Source organism: Bosea vaviloviae, assembly GCF_001741865.1.
GTDB classification, from domain to species: Bacteria; Pseudomonadota; Alphaproteobacteria; order Rhizobiales; family Beijerinckiaceae; genus Allobosea; species Allobosea vaviloviae.
Genome location: NZ_CP017147.1, coordinates 3,752,064 through 3,773,751, shown reverse-complemented (window position 1 = coordinate 3,773,751; position 21,688 = coordinate 3,752,064). Strand labels below are relative to the sequence as shown.

General features: G+C 64.3%; 22 protein-coding genes. 18 read left to right on the top strand and 4 right to left on the bottom strand.

What is annotated here, in order from left to right:
- The first annotated feature begins 2 nt into the window (after positions 1 to 2).
- Positions 3 to 2,051 (top strand): hydantoinase/oxoprolinase family protein, encoded by a 2,049-nt coding sequence (locus BHK69_RS17425; RefSeq protein ID WP_069691200.1) that lies wholly within the window; start codon positions 3 to 5, stop codon positions 2,049 to 2,051.
- Positions 2,048 to 4,057: a hydantoinase B/oxoprolinase family protein gene (locus tag BHK69_RS17420; RefSeq protein ID WP_069691199.1), complete on the top strand. Its 2,010-nt coding sequence runs from the start codon at positions 2,048 to 2,050 to the stop codon at positions 4,055 to 4,057. Before BHK69_RS17425 ends, BHK69_RS17420 begins: the two co-directional genes overlap by 4 nt.
- A 179-nt stretch (positions 4,058 to 4,236) precedes the next feature.
- On the opposite strand, the gene BHK69_RS32110 is transcribed toward BHK69_RS17420, so the two are convergent.
- Both BHK69_RS32110 and BHK69_RS17415 read right to left on the bottom strand, forming a co-directional pair.
- Positions 4,237 to 4,932, bottom strand: coding sequence for a hypothetical protein (locus BHK69_RS32110; protein ID WP_148663470.1), 696 nt, complete (start codon positions 4,930 to 4,932; stop codon positions 4,237 to 4,239).
- Between the two features lie 420 nt (positions 4,933 to 5,352).
- Positions 5,353 to 6,279, bottom strand: a complete 927-nt coding sequence (locus BHK69_RS17415; RefSeq protein WP_069693748.1) for a LysR family transcriptional regulator — start codon at positions 6,277 to 6,279, stop codon at positions 5,353 to 5,355.
- A 144-nt stretch (positions 6,280 to 6,423) separates the two neighbouring features.
- Between BHK69_RS17415 and BHK69_RS17410 the strand changes: the two genes are divergently transcribed.
- From BHK69_RS17410 to BHK69_RS17370, 9 genes are all read left to right on the top strand, one after another.
- Complete coding sequence (locus BHK69_RS17410) at positions 6,424 to 7,086, top strand: RraA family protein (protein ID WP_069691198.1); 663 nt, start codon at positions 6,424 to 6,426, stop codon at positions 7,084 to 7,086.
- Positions 7,083 to 8,303 carry an aspartate transaminase gene (locus BHK69_RS17405; protein ID WP_199578922.1) on the top strand — a complete coding sequence of 407 codons (1,221 nt, stop codon included), beginning with the start codon at positions 7,083 to 7,085 and terminating at the stop codon, positions 8,301 to 8,303. The genes BHK69_RS17410 and BHK69_RS17405 overlap by 4 nt, the downstream gene beginning before the upstream one ends.
- A 17-nt stretch (positions 8,304 to 8,320) precedes the next feature.
- Positions 8,321 to 9,148 (top strand): ABC transporter substrate-binding protein, encoded by an 828-nt coding sequence (locus BHK69_RS17400; protein ID WP_069691197.1) that lies wholly within the window; start codon positions 8,321 to 8,323, stop codon positions 9,146 to 9,148.
- A gap of 199 nt (positions 9,149 to 9,347) precedes the next feature.
- Entirely contained in the window at positions 9,348 to 10,046 is a 699-nt protein-coding gene (locus BHK69_RS17395) for an amino acid ABC transporter permease (protein WP_069691196.1), read from the top strand.
- Positions 10,046 to 10,756, top strand: coding sequence for an amino acid ABC transporter permease (locus BHK69_RS17390; RefSeq protein ID WP_069691195.1), 711 nt, complete (start codon positions 10,046 to 10,048; stop codon positions 10,754 to 10,756). The genes BHK69_RS17395 and BHK69_RS17390 overlap by 1 nt, the downstream gene beginning before the upstream one ends.
- Positions 10,757 to 10,764: 8 nt before the next feature.
- The gene (locus tag BHK69_RS17385) at positions 10,765 to 11,505 is read left to right on the top strand and encodes an amino acid ABC transporter ATP-binding protein (protein WP_069691194.1); all 741 of its coding nucleotides are present in this window, start codon (positions 10,765 to 10,767) and stop codon (positions 11,503 to 11,505) included.
- Between the two features lie 125 nt (positions 11,506 to 11,630).
- On the top strand, positions 11,631 to 12,518 hold the full coding sequence (gene yghX / locus BHK69_RS17380) for a YghX family hydrolase (protein ID WP_069691193.1): 888 nt from the start codon (positions 11,631 to 11,633) through the stop codon (positions 12,516 to 12,518).
- 23 nt (positions 12,519 to 12,541) lie between these two features.
- On the top strand, positions 12,542 to 12,730 hold the full coding sequence (locus BHK69_RS17375) for a hypothetical protein (protein ID WP_069691192.1): 189 nt from the start codon (positions 12,542 to 12,544) through the stop codon (positions 12,728 to 12,730).
- 160 nt (positions 12,731 to 12,890) lie between these two features.
- Positions 12,891 to 13,292, top strand: coding sequence for a Rid family hydrolase (locus BHK69_RS17370; protein ID WP_069691191.1), 402 nt, complete (start codon positions 12,891 to 12,893; stop codon positions 13,290 to 13,292).
- 38 nt (positions 13,293 to 13,330) lie between these two features.
- On the opposite strand, the gene BHK69_RS17365 is transcribed toward BHK69_RS17370, so the two are convergent.
- Positions 13,331 to 13,546 (bottom strand): DUF1059 domain-containing protein, encoded by a 216-nt coding sequence (locus tag BHK69_RS17365; RefSeq protein WP_069691190.1) that lies wholly within the window; start codon positions 13,544 to 13,546, stop codon positions 13,331 to 13,333.
- A gap of 398 nt (positions 13,547 to 13,944) precedes the next feature.
- Entirely contained in the window at positions 13,945 to 14,145 is a 201-nt protein-coding gene (locus BHK69_RS17360) for a hypothetical protein (RefSeq protein ID WP_069691189.1), read from the bottom strand.
- 119 nt (positions 14,146 to 14,264) lie between these two features.
- On the opposite strand from BHK69_RS17360, the gene BHK69_RS17355 reads away from it, so the two are divergent.
- From BHK69_RS17355 to BHK69_RS17325, 7 genes are all read left to right on the top strand, one after another.
- Entirely contained in the window at positions 14,265 to 14,948 is a 684-nt protein-coding gene (locus BHK69_RS17355) for a hypothetical protein (RefSeq protein WP_069691188.1), read from the top strand.
- 500 nt (positions 14,949 to 15,448) lie between these two features.
- Positions 15,449 to 16,192, top strand: a complete 744-nt coding sequence (locus BHK69_RS17350; protein WP_244548230.1) for an IclR family transcriptional regulator — start codon at positions 15,449 to 15,451, stop codon at positions 16,190 to 16,192.
- Between the two features lie 2 nt (positions 16,193 to 16,194).
- On the top strand, positions 16,195 to 17,493 hold the full coding sequence (locus BHK69_RS17345; protein WP_069691187.1) for an NAD(P)/FAD-dependent oxidoreductase: 1,299 nt from the start codon (positions 16,195 to 16,197) through the stop codon (positions 17,491 to 17,493).
- Positions 17,494 to 17,506: 13 nt separating this feature from the next.
- Positions 17,507 to 18,583, top strand: a complete 1,077-nt coding sequence (locus tag BHK69_RS17340; RefSeq protein WP_069691186.1) for an ABC transporter ATP-binding protein — start codon at positions 17,507 to 17,509, stop codon at positions 18,581 to 18,583.
- Positions 18,580 to 19,464 carry an ABC transporter permease gene (locus BHK69_RS17335; RefSeq protein WP_069691185.1) on the top strand — a complete coding sequence of 295 codons (885 nt, stop codon included), beginning with the start codon at positions 18,580 to 18,582 and terminating at the stop codon, positions 19,462 to 19,464. Before BHK69_RS17340 ends, BHK69_RS17335 begins: the two co-directional genes overlap by 4 nt.
- On the top strand, positions 19,461 to 20,276 hold the full coding sequence (locus BHK69_RS17330; protein ID WP_069691184.1) for an ABC transporter permease: 816 nt from the start codon (positions 19,461 to 19,463) through the stop codon (positions 20,274 to 20,276). The genes BHK69_RS17335 and BHK69_RS17330 overlap by 4 nt, the downstream gene beginning before the upstream one ends.
- The gene (locus BHK69_RS17325) at positions 20,276 to 21,325 is read left to right on the top strand and encodes an extracellular solute-binding protein (protein ID WP_069693745.1); all 1,050 of its coding nucleotides are present in this window, start codon (positions 20,276 to 20,278) and stop codon (positions 21,323 to 21,325) included. The genes BHK69_RS17330 and BHK69_RS17325 overlap by 1 nt, the downstream gene beginning before the upstream one ends.
- Positions 21,326 to 21,688 lie beyond the last annotated feature (363 nt).

Genomic DNA, 21,688 nt, shown 5'->3' with positions numbered 1-21,688 from the left:
CAATGGGTTATCGGGTCGGCGTCGATATCGGCGGATCGTTCACGGATTTCGCGCTGTTCGACGAGAATACGCAGAGCCTCAAGACGCTGAAGGTGTTCTCTCGGCCAGACGAACCGGGCGCGGAGGTGCTCGAAGGCATCAGGCTCGTCGGCGAGCGCTACGGCATCAAGCCCGGCGACATCACCTATTTCACCCATGGCACGACCGTTGGCATCAACACGGTGATCCAGCGCAAGGGGCTGAAGCTTGCCCTGTTCACCACCGAGCATTTCCGGGATGTGCTGGAGGTCGCCCGCCTCAAGATCCCGAACATGTACAACCTGCTCTCGAAGCGGCCGGAGCCATTGATCCCGCGCGACCGCGTTTTCGGCATCGTGGGCCGCATGAAGGCGGACGGGAGCGAGGAAACGGCGCTCGACGAGGCCAGCGTCGCCCGCGCCGTGGCCGGGGCCCAGGCGGCAGGCGCGGAGGGCATCGTTGTCTCGCTGCTGCATTCCTATCGCAACGCCGGCCATGAGCGCGCCGTCAAGGCGCTCGTCGAGCGCCTGGCGCCTGAGGTCCCGGTATTTCTCTCCAGCGAAACCTGGCCGATCATCCGCGAGTACGAGCGCACCATCACGGCGGCGATCGGCGCCTATGTGCAGCCGCGCGTCGCGCATTATCTCGGCTCGCTGCAAGCCGCGTTGAAGAATGCCGGCGTCACGGTCGATCCGCGCCTGACCAAATCGAATGGCGGCGTGATGACCGCCGAACAGGGCAAGAGCGAGTGCGTGCAGATGATCCTGTCCGGCACGGCCTCGGGCGTGATCGGCGCGGCTTATGTCGCGGAGGTCTGCGGCATCAAGCACTGCATGAGCCTCGACATCGGCGGCACCTCGGCGGATGTCGCGATCATCATCGACGGCCAGCCGCAATATGGCGTCGGCGAGCAGATCGGCGAGTTCCAGATCCACATTCCGTCCGTTTCGGTGAGCTCGATCGGCGAAGGCGGCGGCTCGATCGCCTGGGTCGATGCGCAAGGCGTGCTCAAGGTCGGGCCCGAGAGCGCCGGCTCGCGGCCGGGACCGGCCTGCTATGGCCGCGGCGGCATGCGCGCCACGATCACCGACGCTTTTGCCGCGCTCGGTCTCGTCGGTCTTTCGGAGATCGGCTATTCCGCCGTGACGATCGACCGCGACAAGGCCCGCGCGGTTGTCGGCAAGCTTGCCGAAAAGCTCGGCCGCAGCATCGAGGAGACGGCGGAGGCGATCATCCGCATCGCCGTCTCCGGGATGTATTCGGATGTCAGCGCGCTGGTCTCGCGTTTCGGCATCGACCCGCGCGATTTCTCCTGCCTCGCCTTCGGCGGGGCTGGCCCGATGATGGCCTCCTTCCTCGCCCGCGAACTCAACATGCGCGAGACGGTGGTGCCGCCGACGCCTGGCGTGCTCTCGGCGCTGGGCGGCCTGATCGCCGACATCAAGAGCGACTTCATCAAGACGCTCTATGCCGATCTCGCCCCGGCCACCGGCGTGGTCATCCGCGACGAGTTCGAGGGGTTGAAGGCGAAGGCGCTCTCCTGGCTGCATATCGACCAGGGCTATTCCGGCGAGCACCGGCTGACCTATTCCGCCGAGATGCGCTATCGCGGCCAGTCCTTCGAACTCGACACGCCTCTCGACGCCACAGCCGTCGCCGCGGGAGACACGAAGGCGCTCGCTGCCGCCTTCCATGCCGAACATGAGCGCGTCTATGGCCATGCCGATCCCACGGCCGCCGTCCAGGTGATCTCGCTGCGCCTCGTGATCTCAGGCAAGACCACCAAGCCCGAGTTCCGCCGCGTTGAGGCCGTCTCCGAACCGGCGACGCCGCTCGGCCATGCCGAGGCCTGGCTCGACGGCGCCTATCGCTCGATCGCGGTGTTCAACCGCAACGATCTCAAGCCCGGCCAGCGCTTCGCCGGTCCCGCCGTCATAACCCAGGACGACTGCACCACGATCGTGCCGCCCGGCCTGACTGTGCGCGTCGATGAATACGCCAACCTTCGCATCGTTTCGGAGATCGCATCGTGAAGCTCGACAACACCACGCTGCAGGTTCTCGCCAATTACTGCGCGGCTGCCGCCGAGAGCATGGGCTGGACGCTGATGCGCACCGCCTATTCGACCTTCGTGAAGGAGACGGAGGATTTTTCCTGCCAGGTCCTGACCCGGGACGGGCTGACCGTCGCCTCGCCCAAGACTTTTGGGGCGACCTGGTACACCGGCCTGGACTATGGCGGCGTGATCTCGCTCTTCGACTATGAAGAGGGCGATATCTACGTCACCAGCGACCCCTATACCGGCAATGTCGCGACGCATACGCCCGACCTCCACATGTGGAAGCCGGTCTTCCGCGACGGCGAGATCGTCGCCTTTGTCGGCAACCACATCCACAACACCGATGTCGGCGGCGCCGTACCGGCGACGCTCTCGCGCACCTTGACCGAGATCCAGCAGGAGGGTCTGCGGATTCCGCCGATGCGCCTGATGCGCGCCGGCGTGCTGAACCAAGATCTGCTCGCCATCATCGCCCACAACGTGCGCCTGCCCGAGCAGAACTGGGGCGATCTCAACGCCCAGATCGCCTGCATCAATGTCGGCGAGCGCAAGATCCACGAGATCCTCGACCGCTTCGGCAAGGAGGACTTCGTCACCGGGCTCGAGCAGTTGCTCGACTATGCCGAGAGCCAGGCGCGCGCCGTGATCGCGCAGATTCCCGATGGCGAGTATTTCTTCGCCGACTATGCCGATGAGGACCAGACGGGCGGCTATCCCGTGCGCGTCGCGGTGACGCTCAAGGTCCATGGCGATACGCTGACCGTCGATTTCACCGGCAGCGATCCCCAGCTCGCCTCCTCGCTCAACATGCCGACAGGCGGCCAGGAGCGCCATTCGCTGGTGACGGTCGGAACGGTCTATGCGCTCTACTGCCTCGACCCGACGATGATGCTGAATGCCGGGCTGATGCGCCCGACCCGGGCCGTCCTGCCCGAGGGCACGGTGGTAAACGCGGTCAAGCCGGCGGCCGTCGGCATGCGCAGCCTGCTCTGCAACCTGGCGCAGACGGTCACCATCGGCGCCTTCTGCCGCGCCGTGCCGGAGCGGCTGCCGGCCTCGCCGGGCAGCGCCGTCAGCATCATGAACGTCAAGACCAGCACCAGATCCGGCCAGCCGATCATGGCCTCGATCGGCCCGGTCGGCGGCGGCGCCGGCGGCAGCGCCTTTGGGGACGGGGCCGAAGGCAGCGGCGCCAACCTCTCCTTCCTGAAGAACACGCCCGTCGAGATCAGCGAGGCGGAAATCCCGATCAAGATCCGCCGCTACGGGCTGGTGCCGGATTCCGGCGGCCCCGGCCGGCGCCGTGGCGGCACCGGGCTGGAGATGGAGTTCCAGCTCGACGCACCGCAATCCCTGGTGACCGCGCGCAACCGCGACCGCTCGGTCTTCTCGGCCTGGGGGCTGGTCGGCGGGCGTTCAGGCGCCGTCTCGCGCTTCATCAAGAACCCCGGCACGCCGAAGGCGGTCGATCTCGGCTCGCAGGACATCGTCCCTTGCGATCCCGGCGACATCATCCTGATCCAGGGGCCGGGCGCCGGCGGCTACGGCTCGCCGCTGGAGCGCCCGGTGGCCGATGTCCTGACCGATGTGAAGCGCGGGCTGGTCTCGGTGGAGCGGGCGCGCCTCGACTACGGCGTCGTCATCGGCCCGGACTTCGCGCTCGATGACACCGCCACCGTCACGCTCCGCGCGCAAATGGCGGGAGAAGCCGACAGCGCGGAGTTCGGCTACGGGCCGGGCCGGATCGCTTTTGAGACGATCTGGACGCGGGGGCGCTATGCGGCGCTCACGCGCATCCTCGCAGAAGTGCCGGTGACCTGGCGCTATTTCGTCAAGCACCAGATCTTCCACGTCATCAAGAACCCGCCCTCGGAGAGCGGACAAGGCGCAGCCGATATCTACCGCGCCTATGAGGATGTCGTGGCGCGCTTCACGGACCTGCCGCGCGTGGCTCCTGAGGACGCGCGCGCGGTTGCCTGATGGGTTTGCCGGGGCGGGCCGGCAGGACCGCCCCGGTCAGGCTCAGGCCGCTGAGGCGCTTTCACGCTCCGGCAGGCCGGGTAGTCCGCCAGATCAAATAGCCGCTGTATTTCATCGATCTGGGCTACACTAAAAAATAAACTCTGCCACCGCTCCACCTCAGCGTTTGGTATACCGAATTAGCATCCAGCTCTTTCGTGATACCATCGAAAGTGTGCTTTGCTAGGGTAACTTACCCAAGATTTTAACTTGATCTGAAGATCAAATAACATCTTCGTTAGCTTATCTCTCGGAACAACCTCTGTTCCAATATTTAAAGAAACGGAAACATTTTCTGCGAGCGCCACCTTGAAGTAAAATTTTTCTTCCTCCACCCCAACCCGCCGAACGGATTTCCCCAACCTACGCCAAGCAGTTGCCGGGGCACCAAAAGCAAAAATCTTACCTGAACTCATGTAAACTTCGCCAGCTACGAGCTTCTCGTGAAATACGTAAAAATCGCCATCTACACGGACCAAATTCTCGGTATTTGGTGCTTCTCCGATTCGATTTCTGCTTCTACAAAAATTATCTAGAATAACTGCTTGACTATCCGCCCTTATCGAAAAGGTCACGCCGGGAATAAATTCAGGTAAAATATTCTCAAGTTTGATGAATACCGCATCGACCTGTCTTGCTTTGGGTACGTCCGTTCTCACTACGGCGTTGTAATCAAATTTCACCGTTTGTGAAGTTCTTGAAGGGGATAAGTCCACCTTAATAGGAATCTCGAAAATTAAATCACCAATTTGAATCACTGATAAATTCCCTTGGCTATAAGAAGCGCCTTGGGAAGAGAAAAGTAATACCGCCGCTGCGGTGATCGAAATACCCACGCGTCTTATGTACGGCACTCGCCAAAATCTCCGCCATGCGCGTAAAACTACTGATTCAAGGTCCGAGAAAAAACCCTCGATGAGCCCAATTATTGACAAATTACGCCTTACAGCCAACTTGTCATTGCATTTTTGGTCTTCATTATTTTCTTGAACCCTGTTTCCGATCGCGGCATGCGGTCGTAGCTCGTTGTACTCTCGCCTCGGCAAGATGGCGCGGCGTGCGTCTCGGGCGGCCTCCCGAGCTGACTATGGAACAGTTGGCGGATGTCAGACAACAGCTCAGCGTCCCGTCCGTGACCGTGAAAAGCGTGGCGATCGCCTAGAGCCGGATGCGAAAAGCTGGGAGCCGGTTTTCGCATCCGGCTCTAATGGATTTGCCGGAGCGGGCCGGTTCAGGACCGCCCGCCCCGATCAAGCTCAGGCCACTGAGGCGCTTTCTCGCTCCGGCAGGCTGCGCGCCGAGAAATCGCAGCATTGCTGCGCGATGGCGGCCACCCGGGCCGCGAGCGGCGACAGGTCCCGGGCGCGGTGCACGGCGAAATAGCGGATCGGGGGAATTGCAGGCTCCGTCCTGATCACGCGCAAAAGACCGCTCCTGATCTCGGGCGCGAAATAGCTCGCGGTCAGGAAGGTGACGCCCAGCCCCGAGGCCGCGAGTCCGGCGAGCACGTTCAGGCTGTTGCACTGGACGACACGGTTGATCTGCAGGCCGTTCGCCAGCGCCCAGTCGAGCACCAGCCGCTGCAGGCCGGAGCCCTGCGTCTGGCTCAGGATAGGATACTTCGCCATCTCGCCCAGCGGGATGCAGTCCTCGGCCGGACCGAAGCCCGGCGCCGAGACCCATTCGAGCTGAACCGCCTGCAGCGGCGCCGCGGTGAGTTCGGGCGTCTGCGGCGGATCGAGCCCGATCACGAGGTCGAGTTCGTTCGTCACCAGCTTGCCGAACAGGTCGACGCTCGCCGCCACCTCCGGCACTGGGATGAGGTTTGGATAATCGCGCTTCATCGCGACGACGAGCTTCGGCAACCAGGTCAGCGCGACGAGCTCGGTGGCGCCGAAGCGGAAGGGGCCAGAGAAGCTCGCCGGGCCGCCGGCCGCCTCGCGGAAGCGCAGCTCCAGCGCCAGCATCTCAGCCGCGATCGGCAGACTCGCCTCCCCCGCCCGGGTCAAGCGCAAGGCGTGGCTGGCGCGATCGAACAGCGGCCCGCTGGTGACGGCTTCGAGCTCCAGGATCCGTTTCGAGATCGTGGACTGAGCCAGGTTGAGGCGTTGAGCCGCTTCGGTGAAGCCGCCCAGCGTCGCAGTCCAATAGAAAGCCTCGAGCTGCTTCAGGCTGGCTGGCATGGGGACCTCGCAATCGCGCGATTGGCGGCTCCTCTTAATGAAGAAAAGCGATCGCTTCCGCGAATAATATTCGCTTTCTGTCATTATTGCGACGTCACATATTGGTTGTCGTCGAAACCATTTGTCTGACGCAGGTTCAAAACCATGCCGCTGATCGGCCACCGCACCAACCCGAGCGCCCCTGCCGTTCCGGCTGCCATTCTCGACGCCTTTCGCGGCGCCGCCGTCGCGGTCATTTCCGACAATATGAACCGGCTGCACGGCACGAAGAGCCTCAAGCCCTATCACCGCTCGGGCCATCTGGTCGGCACCGCGGTGACGGTAAAGACGCGCCCCGGCGACAACCAGACCCTGCACAAGGCCTACGAATTGCTGCGTCCCGGCGACGTTCTGGTCGTCGATGGCGGCGGCGACGAGATCCAGGCGCTGGTCGGCGAGATCATGATGAGCCGCGCCAAGGCGATGGGCGTCGCCGGCTTCGTCATCGACGGCGCGATCCGCGATGTCGCGGCTTTCGTCGAGGCCGATTTTCCCTGCTATGCGCGCAGCGTCACTCATCGCGGCCCCTACAAGACCGGGCCCGGCGAGATCAACGTGCCGGTCGCAATCGACGGCATGGTGGTGATGCCGGGCGATGTCGTGGTCGGCGACGCCGACGGCATCGTGACCTTCGACCGCACTGATGCCGAGGAATTGCTGGCGCTGGTGCGCCAGCAGGAGGCGCGCGAAGCCGGCGCGCTCACCGACATCGCCGAGGGCCGCCTCGACAAGCCCTATACCGGGATCGTCGAAAAGGCCGCGTCATGAGCGTGACCGCCATCCCGCTCTCGGCGCGCGTCCAGCGCATCAAGCCTTCGCCGAGCATGGTCGCGCGCATGCGCGCGCAAGAGTTGCGGGCGCAGGGCCGCGACATCATCGACCTCACCACCGGCGAGCCCGATTTCGACACGCCTCTCCACATCCAGCAGGCGGCGACTGCCGCGATGGCGGCCGGAGAGACCCGCTACTCCCCGGTCAACGGCACGCTGCGACTGCGCAAGGCGATCGCCGCGAAGTTCGAGCGCGAGAACGGCGTAAGCTACCCCCTCGACCAGATCGTCGTCGGCAGCGGCGCCAAGCAGATCATCTTCAACGCGCTCGCAGCGACACTGGGCGAAGGCGACGAGGTCATCGTGCCCGCGCCCTATTGGGTGTCCTATCCCGACATGGTGCTGGCCTGCGACGGCACGCCGGTGATCGTGGCCTGCGGGGAAAACTCCGGTTTCAAGCTGACGCCGGAGGCATTTGAGGCCGCGATCACGCCGAAGACGCGCTGGCTCCTGCTGAATACGCCCTCGAACCCGACAGGCGCCTTCTACTCGGCCAACGAGATGACGGCGCTGACCGAGGTGCTGCTGCGCCATCCCCATGTGGCGCTGATGACCGACGACATCTACGAGCATATCCGCTTCGATGGCGGCGAGCCGGTCTGCCCCGTGGCGATCGCGCCCGGGCTGCGCGAGCGCACGCTCCTGGTCAACGGCGTCTCCAAGACCTACGCCATGACCGGCTTCCGCATCGGCTATGGCGCTGGCCCGAAACCGCTGGTGACGGCGATGAACGTCATCCAGTCGCAGACCACCTCGGCGGCGGCCGCCCCGAGCATGGCAGCGGCTGCAGCCGCGCTCGAAGGCGACCAGAGCTTCGTCGGTGAAGCCCGCCTCGCCTATCGGGCTCGCCGCGACCGGGCGGTCGCGCTGCTCAACGCGATCGACGGCATCACCTGCCTCACGCCCGACGGCGCCTTCTATGTCTACCCGTCCTGCGCCGGGCTGATCGGCAGGAGGACGGCTGAGGGCCATGAACTGAAGAGCGATCTCGATGTCGCGCTTTATTTCCTGGAGGAGGCCGGCGTCGCCATGCTTGACGGTTCGGCCTATGGGCTTTCGCCCTATCTGCGCCTGTCGATCGCGACATCTCTCGACGCGATCGAGGAGGCCTGCGCGCGGATGAAGCGCGCCAGCGACGCATTGCAACGATCATAAAAACAGGGGACTAGACCATGAAGCTGATTTCGATCCCGGGCCTTGCCGCCCTTGCCGCCCTTGCCGCCGGCATCGCCACGACCGAGGCCAAGGCCGACCAGCTCGCCGACATCAAGGCGCGCGGAAAGCTGATCTGCGGCACGCTCGGCACGGCGGAGCCCTTCTCCTTCCAGCACCCGCAAACCCGCCAGATCGTCGGCTACGATGTCGATATCTGCCAGAAGGTCGCGGATTCGCTCGGCGTGACGCTCGAACTGAAGCCGATCGCGGTGGAGGCCCGCATTCCCGAGCTGACGCAGGGCCGCGTCGACATTCTCGCCGCCAATCTCGGCTATACGCCCGAGCGCGCCCAGCAGATCGACTTCTCCTATTCCTATTTCGTCAGCCAGCAGAAGCTGATGGTCACCAAGGAATCGGGCATCACCACGATCGAAAAACTCGCCGGCAAGAAGATCACCGCGATCAAGGGCTCTTCTTCGGAACAGGGCGTGCGCCGCCTGATCCCGACGGCGGAGACGGTGACCTTCCAGGACACCTCCTCGGCCTATCTTGCTTTGATTCAGGATAAGGTCGACGCCTTCTGCGCCTCCGAATTGATCCTGGTGAAGCTGCGCCAGCAGAGCCAGGCCAAGACGCCGATGGTGGTGATCGAGAAGTCGCTCTTCGTCGAACCCTGGGGTCTGGGCCTGCGTCGTGGCGAAACCGCCTTCAAGGACCAGGTCAACGGCGTCCTGACGAAGCTCGCCAGCTCCGGCGAGATCGACGCGGTCTTCTCGAAATGGCTGGGCGCCGGCACCGCCTTCGACATCAAGCGCGATTTCCCGATCGAAGAGATCAAGGGCTGAGGGCCTAAGGGACTGTTTGGAAGCCTCCTGAGCCCTCATCCTGAGGAGCCATTCCCTTGGGAATGGCGTCTCGAAGGATGCTCCAGGAGGCTCCCGAACCATCTGGAGCATCCTTCGAGACGCCGCTTACGCGGCTCCTCTGGATGAGGGCTCAAATTTCCAAAGGGGCTTAAGGCCCGGCTGCCGGGGGCGGCGCGCGATGGGATATGTTTTCGACCTGCGTGGCGTGCTCAGCGGCCAGTATCTCGACTGGTTCGTGATCGGCGTCGCGACCACGCTCGCCTTGACCTGCGTCGCCTGGTGCCTTGCCATGGCGATGGGGATCATCCTCACCCTGATCAGGATGATCCCGCTGCCGCCGCTCGGCTGGTTCGTTGCGCTCTATGTCGAGTATCACCGCAACGTGCCGCTGCTGGTGCAGATCCTCATCTGGTATTTCGGCGTCCCCTCACTGCTGCCGCGCCCGGCCCGGCAATGGATCAACGCCCATCACGGCGAGTTCCTGCTGGCGGCGATCGCACTCGGGCTCGCCTCGGCAGCCTATATCGCCGAGGACATCCGCAGCGGCATCCGCTCGATCCCCAAGGCGCAATACGAGGCGGCGCGCTCGATCGGCTTCGGTTATCTCGGCGCGATGGGCTATGTCGTGCTGCCGCAGGCGATGCGGATCGCGATCCCGCCCTTGATCAACCAGACCCTGCTGCTGTTCAAGAACACCAGCCTCGCCATGGCGATCGGCGTAGGCGAACTGACCTATCGCACGCGTGAGGTCGAGAGCTACACCTTCAAGACCTTCGAGGCCTTCGCGGTCGCCACCGCGATCTATCTGGCGATCTCCTTCGGCATCATGGCGCTGGGTTCCTATTCGGATCGCCGCCTCAAGCTTGAGACGCGCTGATGCTGGAGATCCTCGAGAACAACTGGCTGCTCTTCCTCGTCGGCCAGTATCCGCACGGGCCAATCGGCGGCCTGACCATGACGCTGTTCATGGCGGCAACGGCGCTCGCCCTGTGCTTTCCCTTCGCCATCGCACTGGCGCTCGCCCGGCTCAGCCCCTATCGCTGGCTGCGCCTGCCGGCCACCGCGATCGTGCACACGGTGCGCGGCCTGCCGCTGATCATGTTCATCTTCTGGACCTATTTCGTCTCGCCGCTGGTGATCGGACGCGCGGTCGGCGGGGTCGAGACGCTCGTCATCGCGCTGGTGGTCTATGAGGCGGCCTATCTCTCGGAGATCATCCGCGCCGGCATCGAGGGCCTGCCTGCGGGCCAGGTCGAGGCCGCCAAGTCGCTCGGCCTGCGCTATTGGCCGACTACCTTCAAGGTCGTGCTGCCGCAGGCGCTGCACAACATGCTGCCGAGCATGGTCAGCCAGTTCGTCTCGACCATCAAGGAAACCTCGCTCGGCTACGTCATCAGCGCCCATGAGGTGACCTTCGCGGCGAGCCAGGTGAACAATGTGCTGCTGACCCAGCCCTTCGAGGTCTATGGCATCCTGGCGCTGACCTATTTCGTGCTGTGCTTCGCCTTGACCTCGCTCGCCCGCTTCATCGAGCGGCGCACCTCGTCAGGGCGCGGCGGGGCGCCCGGCGTCATCGTCGCGGCATGAGGCAAACCATGATCCGGTTCGAGAATGTCGATAAATGGTTCGGGCCGATGCAGGCGCTCACTGGTGTCTCCGGCGAGGTCGGCCGCGGCGAGGTCAAGGTGCTGGTCGGCCCCTCCGGCTCCGGCAAATCGACCCTGATCCGCACCGTGACGCGGCTGGAGACGATCCAGGGCGGCCGCGTGCTGGTCGACGGCACCGACATCGCCTCCCGCGGTGTCGACATCAATCGCTTACGCCAGCGCGTCGGCTTCGTCTTCCAGGCCTACAACCTGTTCCCGCATCTCTCCGCGATCGGCAACATCACGCTCGGCCTGACCAAATTGCGTGGGATGGGCAAGGCGGAAGCGCGCGAACGGGGCCTGGCCGAGCTCGCCCGCGTCGGCTTGGCCGAGAAGGCCGAGGAGATGCCGGGCCGGCTGTCGGGCGGCCAGCGCCAGCGCGTCGCCATCGCCCGCTCGCTCGCCATGGATCCGCAGGTCATGCTGTTCGACGAGCCGACCTCGGCGCTCGATCCGGAAATGGTCGGCGAAGTCCTCGCCGCCATGAAGCAGCTCGCGGCCAGCGGCATGACCATGATCTGCGTCACCCATGAGATGGGTTTTGCCCGCGAGGTGGCCGACGAGATCTGGTTCATGGAAGGCGGCGCGGTGCTCGAGCGCGGCAAGCCGGCCGAGCTCACCAGCACCTTCGCGCATTCCCGCCTCCAGGCTTTTCTCGCCTCCACCAGCCATGGCGGCAGCGCCGCGTGACGGCGACCGATTGCGGCTGAATGGACTGGCGATCCTTCAGCTGCGGCAACGGAATGTTGAAGACAAGATTGGCGTGGGGTTAGGATCGATCGCTTGATGCCATAGACAAAAAAGGGGGAAGTGCCGTGCAGCGCCTGACCGCCAAGGATTTTCCGCAAGAGCTGCTTGAGCTCTACGATTTTTATGCTCACGGAAAAATTACCAAGCGCGAGTTCTTGGATCGCGCCGGCAAATTCGCCGTGGGCAGCATGACGGCCGCCTCAATTCTGGCCTCGATGAGCCCCGACTACGCGCTTGCGCAACAAATCTCGTTCACCGATCCCGATATCGTCGCCAGCTATATCACCTACCCCTCTCCGAAGGGCCATGGCGATGTGCGAGGGTACTGGGTGGCCCCGGCGAAAGCCACCAGCCGCGTCCCCGCGGTGGTGGTCGTGCACGAGAACCGTGGCTTGAACCCCTATATCGAGGATGTCGCCCGCCGGATCGCAAAGGCCGGCTTCATTGCCCTTGCTCCGGACGGGCTGAGTTCCGTCGGCGGCTATCCCGGCAATGACGACAAGGGCCGCCAGCTGCAGCAGCAGGTCAGTCCCGAGAAGCTGATGAACGACTTCTTCGCAGCCATCGAATTCCTTATGAAGAGCGATCAAAGCACCGGCAAGGTCGGCATCACGGGCTTCTGCTATGGTGGTGGCGTGGCCAATGCGGCCGCCGTCGCTTATCCGGAGCTTGGCGCCGCCGTGCCGTTCTATGGTCGCCAGCCCCGCGCCGAGGATGTGGCACGCATCAAGGCACCTCTCCTGATCCATTATGGTGAGCTCGACACCGGCATCAATGCGGGCTGGCCAGCCTATGAAACGGCACTGAAGGCGGGCGGCAAGACCTATGAAGCGTACATCTATCCTGGCGCCAATCACGGCTTCCACAACGACTCGACCCCGCGCTATGACGAGACGAACGCCAAATTGGCCTGGGACCGGACGATAGGCTGGTTCAAGCGCTACCTTAGCTGAGCGGGAGGCCGGCGCCATCTCGCATGAGCCCTTCGACAGCTGCTGCCCGGCATGGACATCATGAGCGCCTGAGGGAAGCCGGCGAGATCTGGGTCATGGAGCGCGGTGCGGTGCTCACGCGCGGCAAGCCGGCCGAGCTCACCAGCACCTTCGCGCATTCCCGCCTCCAGGCCTTCCTTGCCTCCACCAGCCATGGCGGCAGCGCGGCGTGAGCGCGTTCATGGGCGCGCCGACCGCTTGTGGCGACCGATCTTGAGGCCAGCAATCGGCTCGGACACGCCCCTGAAATCGCTGGCGTCCTGCACCCCTGCGCCGATATGCAGATACGCCCCATGATCGACCGCCCCAAGATTGACTCCCCAAGAGCGAAACATGACCGCGACCGACATCACCCGCATCCCCAACAAGACGCTTCCCACCAAATCGGCCGTGGCGATCTACCATCTGCCGGGCGGAGGCGGCTTCCTCTGGGCGGTCGCGACCTCGCCTGACCGCACGCAGGATATCCGGGCGCAAACGCTGGGCGCGCTGGGGGTCCTCGAGGTCTATCTCAGGGATGCCGGCCTCGACCGCACGCGCATCGTCAAGGCGGAGATCGTGGTGACCGATCACGACAACAAGCCCGCCTTCGACGAAGCCTGGTCGAGCTGGATGCCAGCCGGCTACGGGCCCGTGCGCTCCTTCGTGCAGTCGGTGATGCCCGATGGCGACCTGATCGAGATCATCATCACCGCAGCCCTGCTCCCGACCACCTCGGAGCAGCAGGCAGGATGAGATGAGGGCGACGGTGCTCGCCGATCAGGACTTGCCGATCAGGCGGCGCGACCCGGTGCCTCTTCGGACGGCGTGCCGTCTTTGATGGCGCCTTTGATTTGATCCCGCAGCTCGGGCGTGTCCTGATGCCCGTGCACAGCGACGGCATGCTGCACAGCCACCTCCAGGAGTTCGCCCTCGGTATCGGCGGTAATCGCGACCGAGCACTTCATCTCGCTCGGGAATTCGCGGCAGTCGATGAACTTGCGTCCCATGGCATCCTCCTCAATTGGAAGATATCGAGCACCCTTCCATCAGGTCGGATGGAAGCGGCTTGATTCACGCTACGCTTACGCAGGGGAATTGACAATTGATGACAACAACAGATGCTACTCAGTCTGCCGCAGATCAAACGCAATCGCTAGTTGGGGAAGCCTTCATTTCGTCGATGGCCTAAGTACTCTTACACTATGAAGACGCGACGCTAGAGAAATTTCCGATCAAATCGTATCGTTAAACAGCTCCATCTCTTTGTTACAATGCACTTTCTTCACGCGAACCGGTGCCCGCTTCACCCGAAAACGCTCTGGGCGTAGCGGTGTTCGTCTCACGATATCCGGACATCCGATCGGGCATCCCCCGGAAGACCCAGGATGGCGGGTGGCAGCCGCCCTCACCTGGCTCGCGACCAGCCGGCCACGTCCCACAGCTCGCTGTCCCAGGGGTTCATCGAAACCCCGTCGAGCGATTTGGCCGCGCCCGAAATATTGCCGCGATCCACGAGCGGGATCACCGTGTAGGTCTGCACCAGCATGTCGTTCATCTTGCGCGCGAGGTCGGCCCGCGCCGCGATCCAGCCGGCTGCTCCTGCCATGAAAAGGTGGCGTCGCAATGCAGATAAAACTGAGAACTACCTCAGCTCCGGAGCATCGTGATATTCGGGCCGTCTGTTGATCGCATTGCCGATAGCCCATCCGAACCGACTGGGCCGACATGGTACCTGATATGAGCGCGACCCACCGCCCAAGCACCACCGGTCTGCGCCGATTTCTGGATCTCCAGCAGCAGCGCGATTGGATGCAGGGCAAGACGACCCTGCGCGATGCCGATGGGCGCTCGGAGTCGCTGGAGCTGCGTCTCAAATACATCGCGCGGTTCGAGAAGCTGCTGCGCCGGCCCCAGGCGCAAGAGGTCCTGGACATTCTCCGGCAATATGGCCGCGACTGCATCCCGATCCCGAGCCGGACCGAGCGGCATTACTGGTCGGTTTCCTGCCTGCCATCGACACCGGGCAAGGCGCTCATTCGCGTCAATGCGAGCTGGATGGAGCTTTTCTCGCTCTATGCGGATGGCGAGGGCATCCGCGCGCTATTTCTGGTGCATCTTTCCGATTTCACCAGCGACCATTCGCTCGATCAGGGCCAGGTGGATCAAGCTTTCCTCGAGCGCTGCGTGACGACGCCGGAAGACGTCAGCTATGTCTTCCCCCGTGGCGAGGACATTTTCGGCGTCAAGGTCCGCGGCCTCTCCTCGATCAGCAAATTCCTCGCGGCGCGCCGTTCGTTGCAGGCCATCCGGGCATTCAACCTGACGCATATGAACCGGGGCCGGAACGCCTATCAGGCGAGCCACTGCTACAGCCTGGCTGACCACATGATGAGTGGTCACGCGGGTTGAGCGGAGACAGTTCGAATCTTTGCTTGTGAAATAGCGCGCCACTCAGGATAGAACCGCGAACGCCTACCCGTTTGCGGTACTGATATAATTTCTCCAGTCGGATCGAGATCGCGCCGCCCGTGCGCTTTCTGGCTCAGCCAACAGCCGGGCTCGCGACCCACAGCCGACATCGGCGGCGTCCGATTTCGGGAATGCGTAGTCGGGCGGCTGGAACAATGCACTGCGCCCGATCAGCAAGGCTCGCATCGATGAGCGCCCCCTGTGAGCATGGCACTGAATTGACGCCTCCAATCGAACGCAGGCGAGGTCAGTAGAGATCCTGCACAGCAGCATCGCCGTCAAATTGTGTCGCCAGGCGATACTTTGAATTGTATTGCAATCGACGACGCTGCGTCATAGCGTTTCCTGGGCTTAGCGCTGTGAGGGGCAAATTGGCGATCAGCAAGGATCCTTCTGTCTCCATTGGGACGGAGCCCCCAGCGCAGGCGAATTCGCTTTTCGTGACCTCGCTCGAGCGCGGCTTCGCCGTGCTTGAAGCGGTCGGCAACGAGCGGCGCGATGTCGGTGTGACGGAGATCGCGGCGAAGACAGGACTGGACAAGAGCGCCGCGCAGCGTTTCGCCTTTACGCTGCATGCTCTGGGCTATCTCGAAAAGAACCCCACGACGCGGCGATTCAGATTGTCGCGGCGCGTGCTCGGGCTGGCGCATGCATATCTGCGCACCGATCCGCTGGTCGAGCTGGCGACGCCCTATCTCGCCGACCTCAGGCAATCCTGCCAAAAGCGGGTCGATCTGAGCCTGCTGGACGGCTTCGATATCGTGTATGTCGTGCGGCTCCAGAGCCAGCGCGAGGCGTTCGGCGCCACGGTGATCGGACGTCGCATCCCGGCGTTCTGCTCCTCGGGCGGTCGGGCGATGCTGTCGCTGCTGCCGAAGGAAGAGGCGCGCGCGCTGGTCGACCGCAGCCCGCGCAAGCCGCTAACGCCACACACCATCACCGATGTCGAGGCCGTGATGGCGCAGATCGCGCGGGCCGGGCGGGACGGCTTTGCCGTCTGCATACAGGAAGCGCTGATGGGCGAGATCGTGGTCGCCGCACCGGTCGTCGACATGCAGGGCCGGCCGCGCGGCGCCGTTCACATCGCCATGGCACTCGCCGACCATGACGAAAACGAGGTCCGAGCCAAATTCGCGCCCATGGCGGTTGCCGCCGCCCGTCTGATTTCCGGCGGAGGGTACTGAACTTGCTGCCCTATCCGGAGACGCACTACGCCGCCACCCGGAGCGATGACGCCCATTGGCCGGCCCTCGACGGCGACTGCGAGGCCGAGACCTGCGTGATCGGCGGGGGATTGGCCGGCCTGGCGACGGCGTTGGGTCTTGCCGAGCGTGGACGATCGGTCGTGCTGCTTGAAGCCAACCGCATGGGCTGGGGTGCGTCGGGCCGCAATGGCGGCTTCGCCAGCGCTGGCTATCCGCTGTCGATGCGGGACCTGGTCGCGCAGCGTGGGATATCCGACGCCGCTGCACTCTGGCGCCTGAGCGCGGAGGCGCTCTCGGTCGTCGGCCGCCGCGCGGAAACGCTCGGCCCCGACACCTTGCAGGGCCACGGCGCCTTGCGCTGCCGCATGGCCTGGCAGCCCGACACGCTGGGTGAGCGTGTCGGCTGGATGAACGAGCATTTCGCAGCGGGTCTCGTCCATCTACCCCCAGGGGAGCTTCGCGGTTTGCTGGCGACGGAGGCCTATGCCGACGGTTTCCTCAATCCGGCTTCCCTGCAAATCCAGCCCCTCAATCTGGCGCGCGGGATGGCGCATGCCGCTGCCGCGGCGGGCGCACGACTTCACGAGGGGGCGGAGGTCGTCGCGATCGAGGCGGCCGGCGCTGCGCGGAAGGTCGTCGCCCGGTCCGGCTCGGTAATGGCGCGTCATGTCGTGCTGGCCGGCGGCGCGCATCAGGGAATGCTGCATACCGGCCTGGGGCTCGCCACGGTGCCGGTCGCATCCTTCGTCGTCGCCACGAAGCCCGCATCCAAGCAGCTCAGTGATGCCATCCGCACCGGCTTCGCGGTGTCCGATACGCGCGTCGCGACGGATTACTATCGCGTGCTGCCCGACGGCCGCCTGCTCTGGGGCGGCAGGGCCAGTGCCTTCGAATATGCACCGGAGACATTGCGCGGCCTTTTGAAGCGCGACATTGCGCGAATCTATCCGCAACTGGCCGATCTCGAGATCGAAAGCGCCTGGTCCGGGCTGATACCAATCGCCCGGCACAGAATGCCCGTCATCGGGCCTCTCGCGGAGGGCCTCTGGGCCGCCGCCTGCTTTGGTGGGCTCGGCCTCGTCAATACCACGCTCGCAGGCGAGTTGATCGCGTCGGCCATTGCCGAGGGCGACGACCGCCATCGCCATTTCGCGCCGTTCGGGCTGCCCTTCGCCGGCGGCACCTACGGCCGCGCCGCGTTCCAATTCATCTACTGGCGCCATCAGTTCGAGGATTGGTTCAAGCGCCCTCGCGCTCGCAAGGCGGGAGGCCAGCCGTGACCGAAAGCGCACCATGAACGACACCATCGTCGCCATCTCCGAGGTCTCGAAGCGGTATTCAGGCGCGGCCCAGCCGGCACTGGCCGGCGTCTCGCTCGACATTCGCCGCAACGAGTTCTTCACGCTGCTCGGCCCGTCCGGCTGCGGCAAAACCACGCTGCTGCGGCTGATCGCAGGGTTCGGCATGCCCGATTCCGGGCAGATCAGCCTGGACGGTAAGCTCCTGGGCCAGACCCCGCCAAATCTGCGGCCGATCAACACCGTCTTCCAGAGCTATGCGCTTTTTCCGCATATGAGCGTGGCGGAGAATATCGGTTTCGGGCTCGAAATGCTCGGGCAGCCGCGCGACACCGTCAAGTCCCGCGTCGCGGAGATGCTGCGTCTGGTCCGCCTCGACGGGATGGGCGAGCGTCGTCCGGCCCAGCTCTCCGGGGGCCAGCAGCAGCGCGTCGCGCTGGCGCGCGCTTTGGCTCCGGCGCCGAAGGTGCTGCTGCTCGACGAACCGTTGTCTGCCCTCGATCTCAAGTTGCGGCGCGAGATGCAGATCGAACTCAAGCGGCTCCAGACCGAAACGGGTATCACCTTCGTGTTCGTGACGCACGACCAGGAAGAGGCGCTCGCCATGTCCGATCGCCTGGCGGTGATGCGCGACGGCGTGGTCATGCAGGTCGGCTCGCCGGAAAGCCTCTATGACAGGCCGACCAATCTCTTCGTCGCCGAGTTCATCGGCGAGGCGAATTTCTGGAATGCGACCTGCCTCGGACGCAGCGGCGCAGGCGGGCGCTTCGCGATCGGCTCCGGCGAGGCCGTCATGCCCGTCGCCGAGGCGCAAGGGCTGACTGAGGGAGCAAAGGCCGTGCTGGTCGTCCGGCCCGAGCGCATCACGCTCGGCGCGGCCGAGCCCGGCCTGTTGCACGGTACCGTGGAGACGGCGGTTTATCGCGGCAGCGACCTCGTCGTGCATGCCGCGCTTGCGGGCGGGGGCGAATTGCGGGCGCGCCTGCCCGGCAGCATCGCGGCAGCAGGACTGATCGGCACGGCCACGGGGTTCGCCTTTCCCGCCGACGCAGTCCGGGTCTTCCCGGCATGAGTGCGATCCGGACCTCTCCTGGGCTGCTGACGGCGCCGGCTGCACTCTTCCTGATCGTGTTCATGCTCGTGCCGGTCGGCCTGATGCTTTATGTCTCGACCCTAGAGCGCGGCGCCTTCGGAGGCGTCAATTGGGGCCAGCACACGGCCATCGCTTATGAGAAGCTGCTGTTCGAGCGGGATCTGGCGGGACAGATCGCCTTCAACAGCGACTATATCGCGATCATCCTGCGCTCGTTCCGGCTTGCGGCCATCACCACGGCGGTCACGCTGGCGCTGGGAATCCCGACGGCTCTCTACATGGCGAGCCTGACGCCGCGCCGCGCGGCCCTGATGCTGTTCCTCGTAACCGTCCCGTTCTGGACGAACCTGCTGGTCCGGAATTTTGCGTGGATCCTGATCCTGCGCAATGGCGGCCCGCTCGACAGCGCACTCGCGACAACCGGGCTCGTCACGCCGCCGCTCGACATCCTTTACACGCCGCTCGCGACAGGGATCGGCCTGACCTATTCCTTCCTGCCCTTCATGATTCTGCCGATCTATGTCGCGCTCGAGCGCATCGACCGGCGTTTGATCGAGGCAGCCTTCGACCTCGGCGCGGATCGCTGGCGCGTGCTCTCGCGCGTGGTCCTGCCGCTGGCGGCGCCCGGCATTGCCGCTGGCGCCATCCTCGTCTTCGTGCCCTGCCTGGGGGCTTATGTCAGCCCGGAACTGCTGGGGGGCGGTAAGTCGCTGATGATCGGAAACCTGATCCAGGCCCAGTTCGGCGCCTCGCGCAACTGGCCGTTCGGCGCCGCGCTGGCGCTCGTTCTCGTATTGGTTCTCCTGGTTTCGCTGGCACTGCTGGCCAGCGTGAAGCGGCGGGAGCGGCTTGCATCATGAACGAGACCCGGCATCCTCTCCGCCTTCCCGGCACCGCAGTCCTCTCCGCGCTGGCGATGCTCTTCCTCTACGTGCCGATCATCGTGCTCGTGGTGCTCTCGTTCAATGCGAGCGACATGACGACGATCTGGACCGGCTTCAGCCTGCACTGGTACGCTCAGGCGCTCGGCAACGACACAATGCTCATCGCCATCGGCAATTCGCTGACGGTGGCGGCGGCCGCGACCATCCTTGCCACCGCTGCCGCGACGTCCGCCGCGCTCGGTATCGCGCGTTCAGGCGGCCGCGTCCGCACCGCTGTCGAGGGCCTGCTCGGCCTACCGCTGCTCATCCCCGAAATCGTCACCGCGGTTGCGCTGCTCATGCTCTTCGTGCTCGTGGGGGTGAGGTTGGGGCTGATGTCGGTCATTCTCGCGCATACGGTCTTCTGCATCCCGTTCGCCTATTATCCGATCCGTTCGCGCCTGGCTGCGCTAGACCCTGCACTCGGGGAGGCAGCGAGCGATCTCTACGCGCCCGCATGGCGACGCTTTATGCGCATCGAACTGCCTTTGCTCGCTCCGGGCATCTTCGCCGGAGCGCTGCTCGCCTTCATCAGCTCGCTCGGCGATTTCGTCATCACCTATTTCGTCGCCGGTCCCGGCGCCACGACGCTGCCCGTCTACATCTACGGGATGATCCGCACCGGCATCACGCCGGAGGTCAATGCGCTGTCGACACTCCTGTTGCTGGCTTCGGTCGTGGTCGTCGCCATCGTCTTCCGAAGTGGAACCACGCCTGCCAACCAAACAAGGGGAGATAAGAATTCATGATGATAGCCACCCGATTCCGCGCGGTTCTCGCAGCGCTCGCGATCGCGGCCACGCCCGCCGCCGCGCTCGCCCAGTCGAAGCAGCTCCTGCTCTACAGCTGGGCCAATTACGTGCCGCCCGATCTGATCAAGCGCTTCGAGGCGGAGACCGGCATCAAGGTCAGCCTCGACGTCTACGACAGCAACGACACGATGCTCGCCAAGCTGCAGGCCGGCGGCGGCGGTTACGACATCGTCGTTCCCAGCAATTCCATCCTGGCGACGATGATCAAGTCCGGGCTCCTGCTGAAGGTCGATGCGGCAAAAATGCCGAATTTCGGCAACGTCGCCGCGCCTCACGACCGGCCCGCCACCGACCCCGGCCGCGAATATTCGGTGCCTTATCTCTGGGGTTCGACCGGATTCACTTATGATTCCGCCAAGGTGCCGGGCGGCAAGCTGACCGAGAGCTGGAAGGAATTCTTCGAGCCGCGGCCCGAGCTCTCGGGTCAGATTGCTGTGCTCAACGATCAGGGCGAGGTCTACAGCGCGGCCGCGCTCTATCTTGGGCTCGACACCTGCAGCGAAGATCCCGCAGACGGCCAGAAAATCCTGACGCTGCTTGAAAAGCAGAAGCCGCATATCAAGATCTATTCCTCGACCGGCACGATCGACCGCGTCGCGGCCGGCGAAGTCATCATGCACCAGCAGTGGAACGGCGCGTCGCACCGTTCGCGTGCCAAGCTCCCGACCGCCGTCTTCGTCTATCCGACGGAGGGGATGAATCTTTGGGGCGACAATTTTGCTGTTCCCAAGGGTGCATCCAACCCCGAGAGCGCCAAGATCTTCCTCAACTGGATGATGGTCCCGAAGAACGCCGCCGAGGCCTCGAATTTCAGCGGCTACAACAATGCCATCAAAGGCGCCGAGGAGTTGCTCAAAGCGGACCTTCGCGACAATCCAGCGATCAACCCGCCGGAAGCCTTGAAGGCCAGGTTCAGGCCGGTCAAGGATTGCTCGCTCAAGGCACGCGAGATCCGCGATGGTGTTTGGACGCGGCTGCGCCGCTGACTTCGGAAGGCAGGCGCCCTTCGGCGCCTGCCTTCTGCAACTCGAAAATGCGCTAGCATCGGCCAGCCGTTGGGCGGGCCTCCAGTCCGCATTGAAATCCTCCTACATCCGCGTGGAACGAGCTGCCGCTGCCAATGCCCTTCTCGTGCTCCTTGTCCGCTTCGGGGGGGCTCTTCCAATGTCGGCTTATTGGCGCGATCCGGCTCCGCCCCGGAAATCCGCAGAATCTTCGGACATACCGCGGAGCGTATCCGAGTGACGTGTGCCGGGGAGCGATTGCAGCGTTCAGAGCCAGTGCAGCGAGGTGAAGCGCAGCTTGACGAGGACAGCAACCGGAAGGTGTCCAAGGCGTAGGTTGGGGGG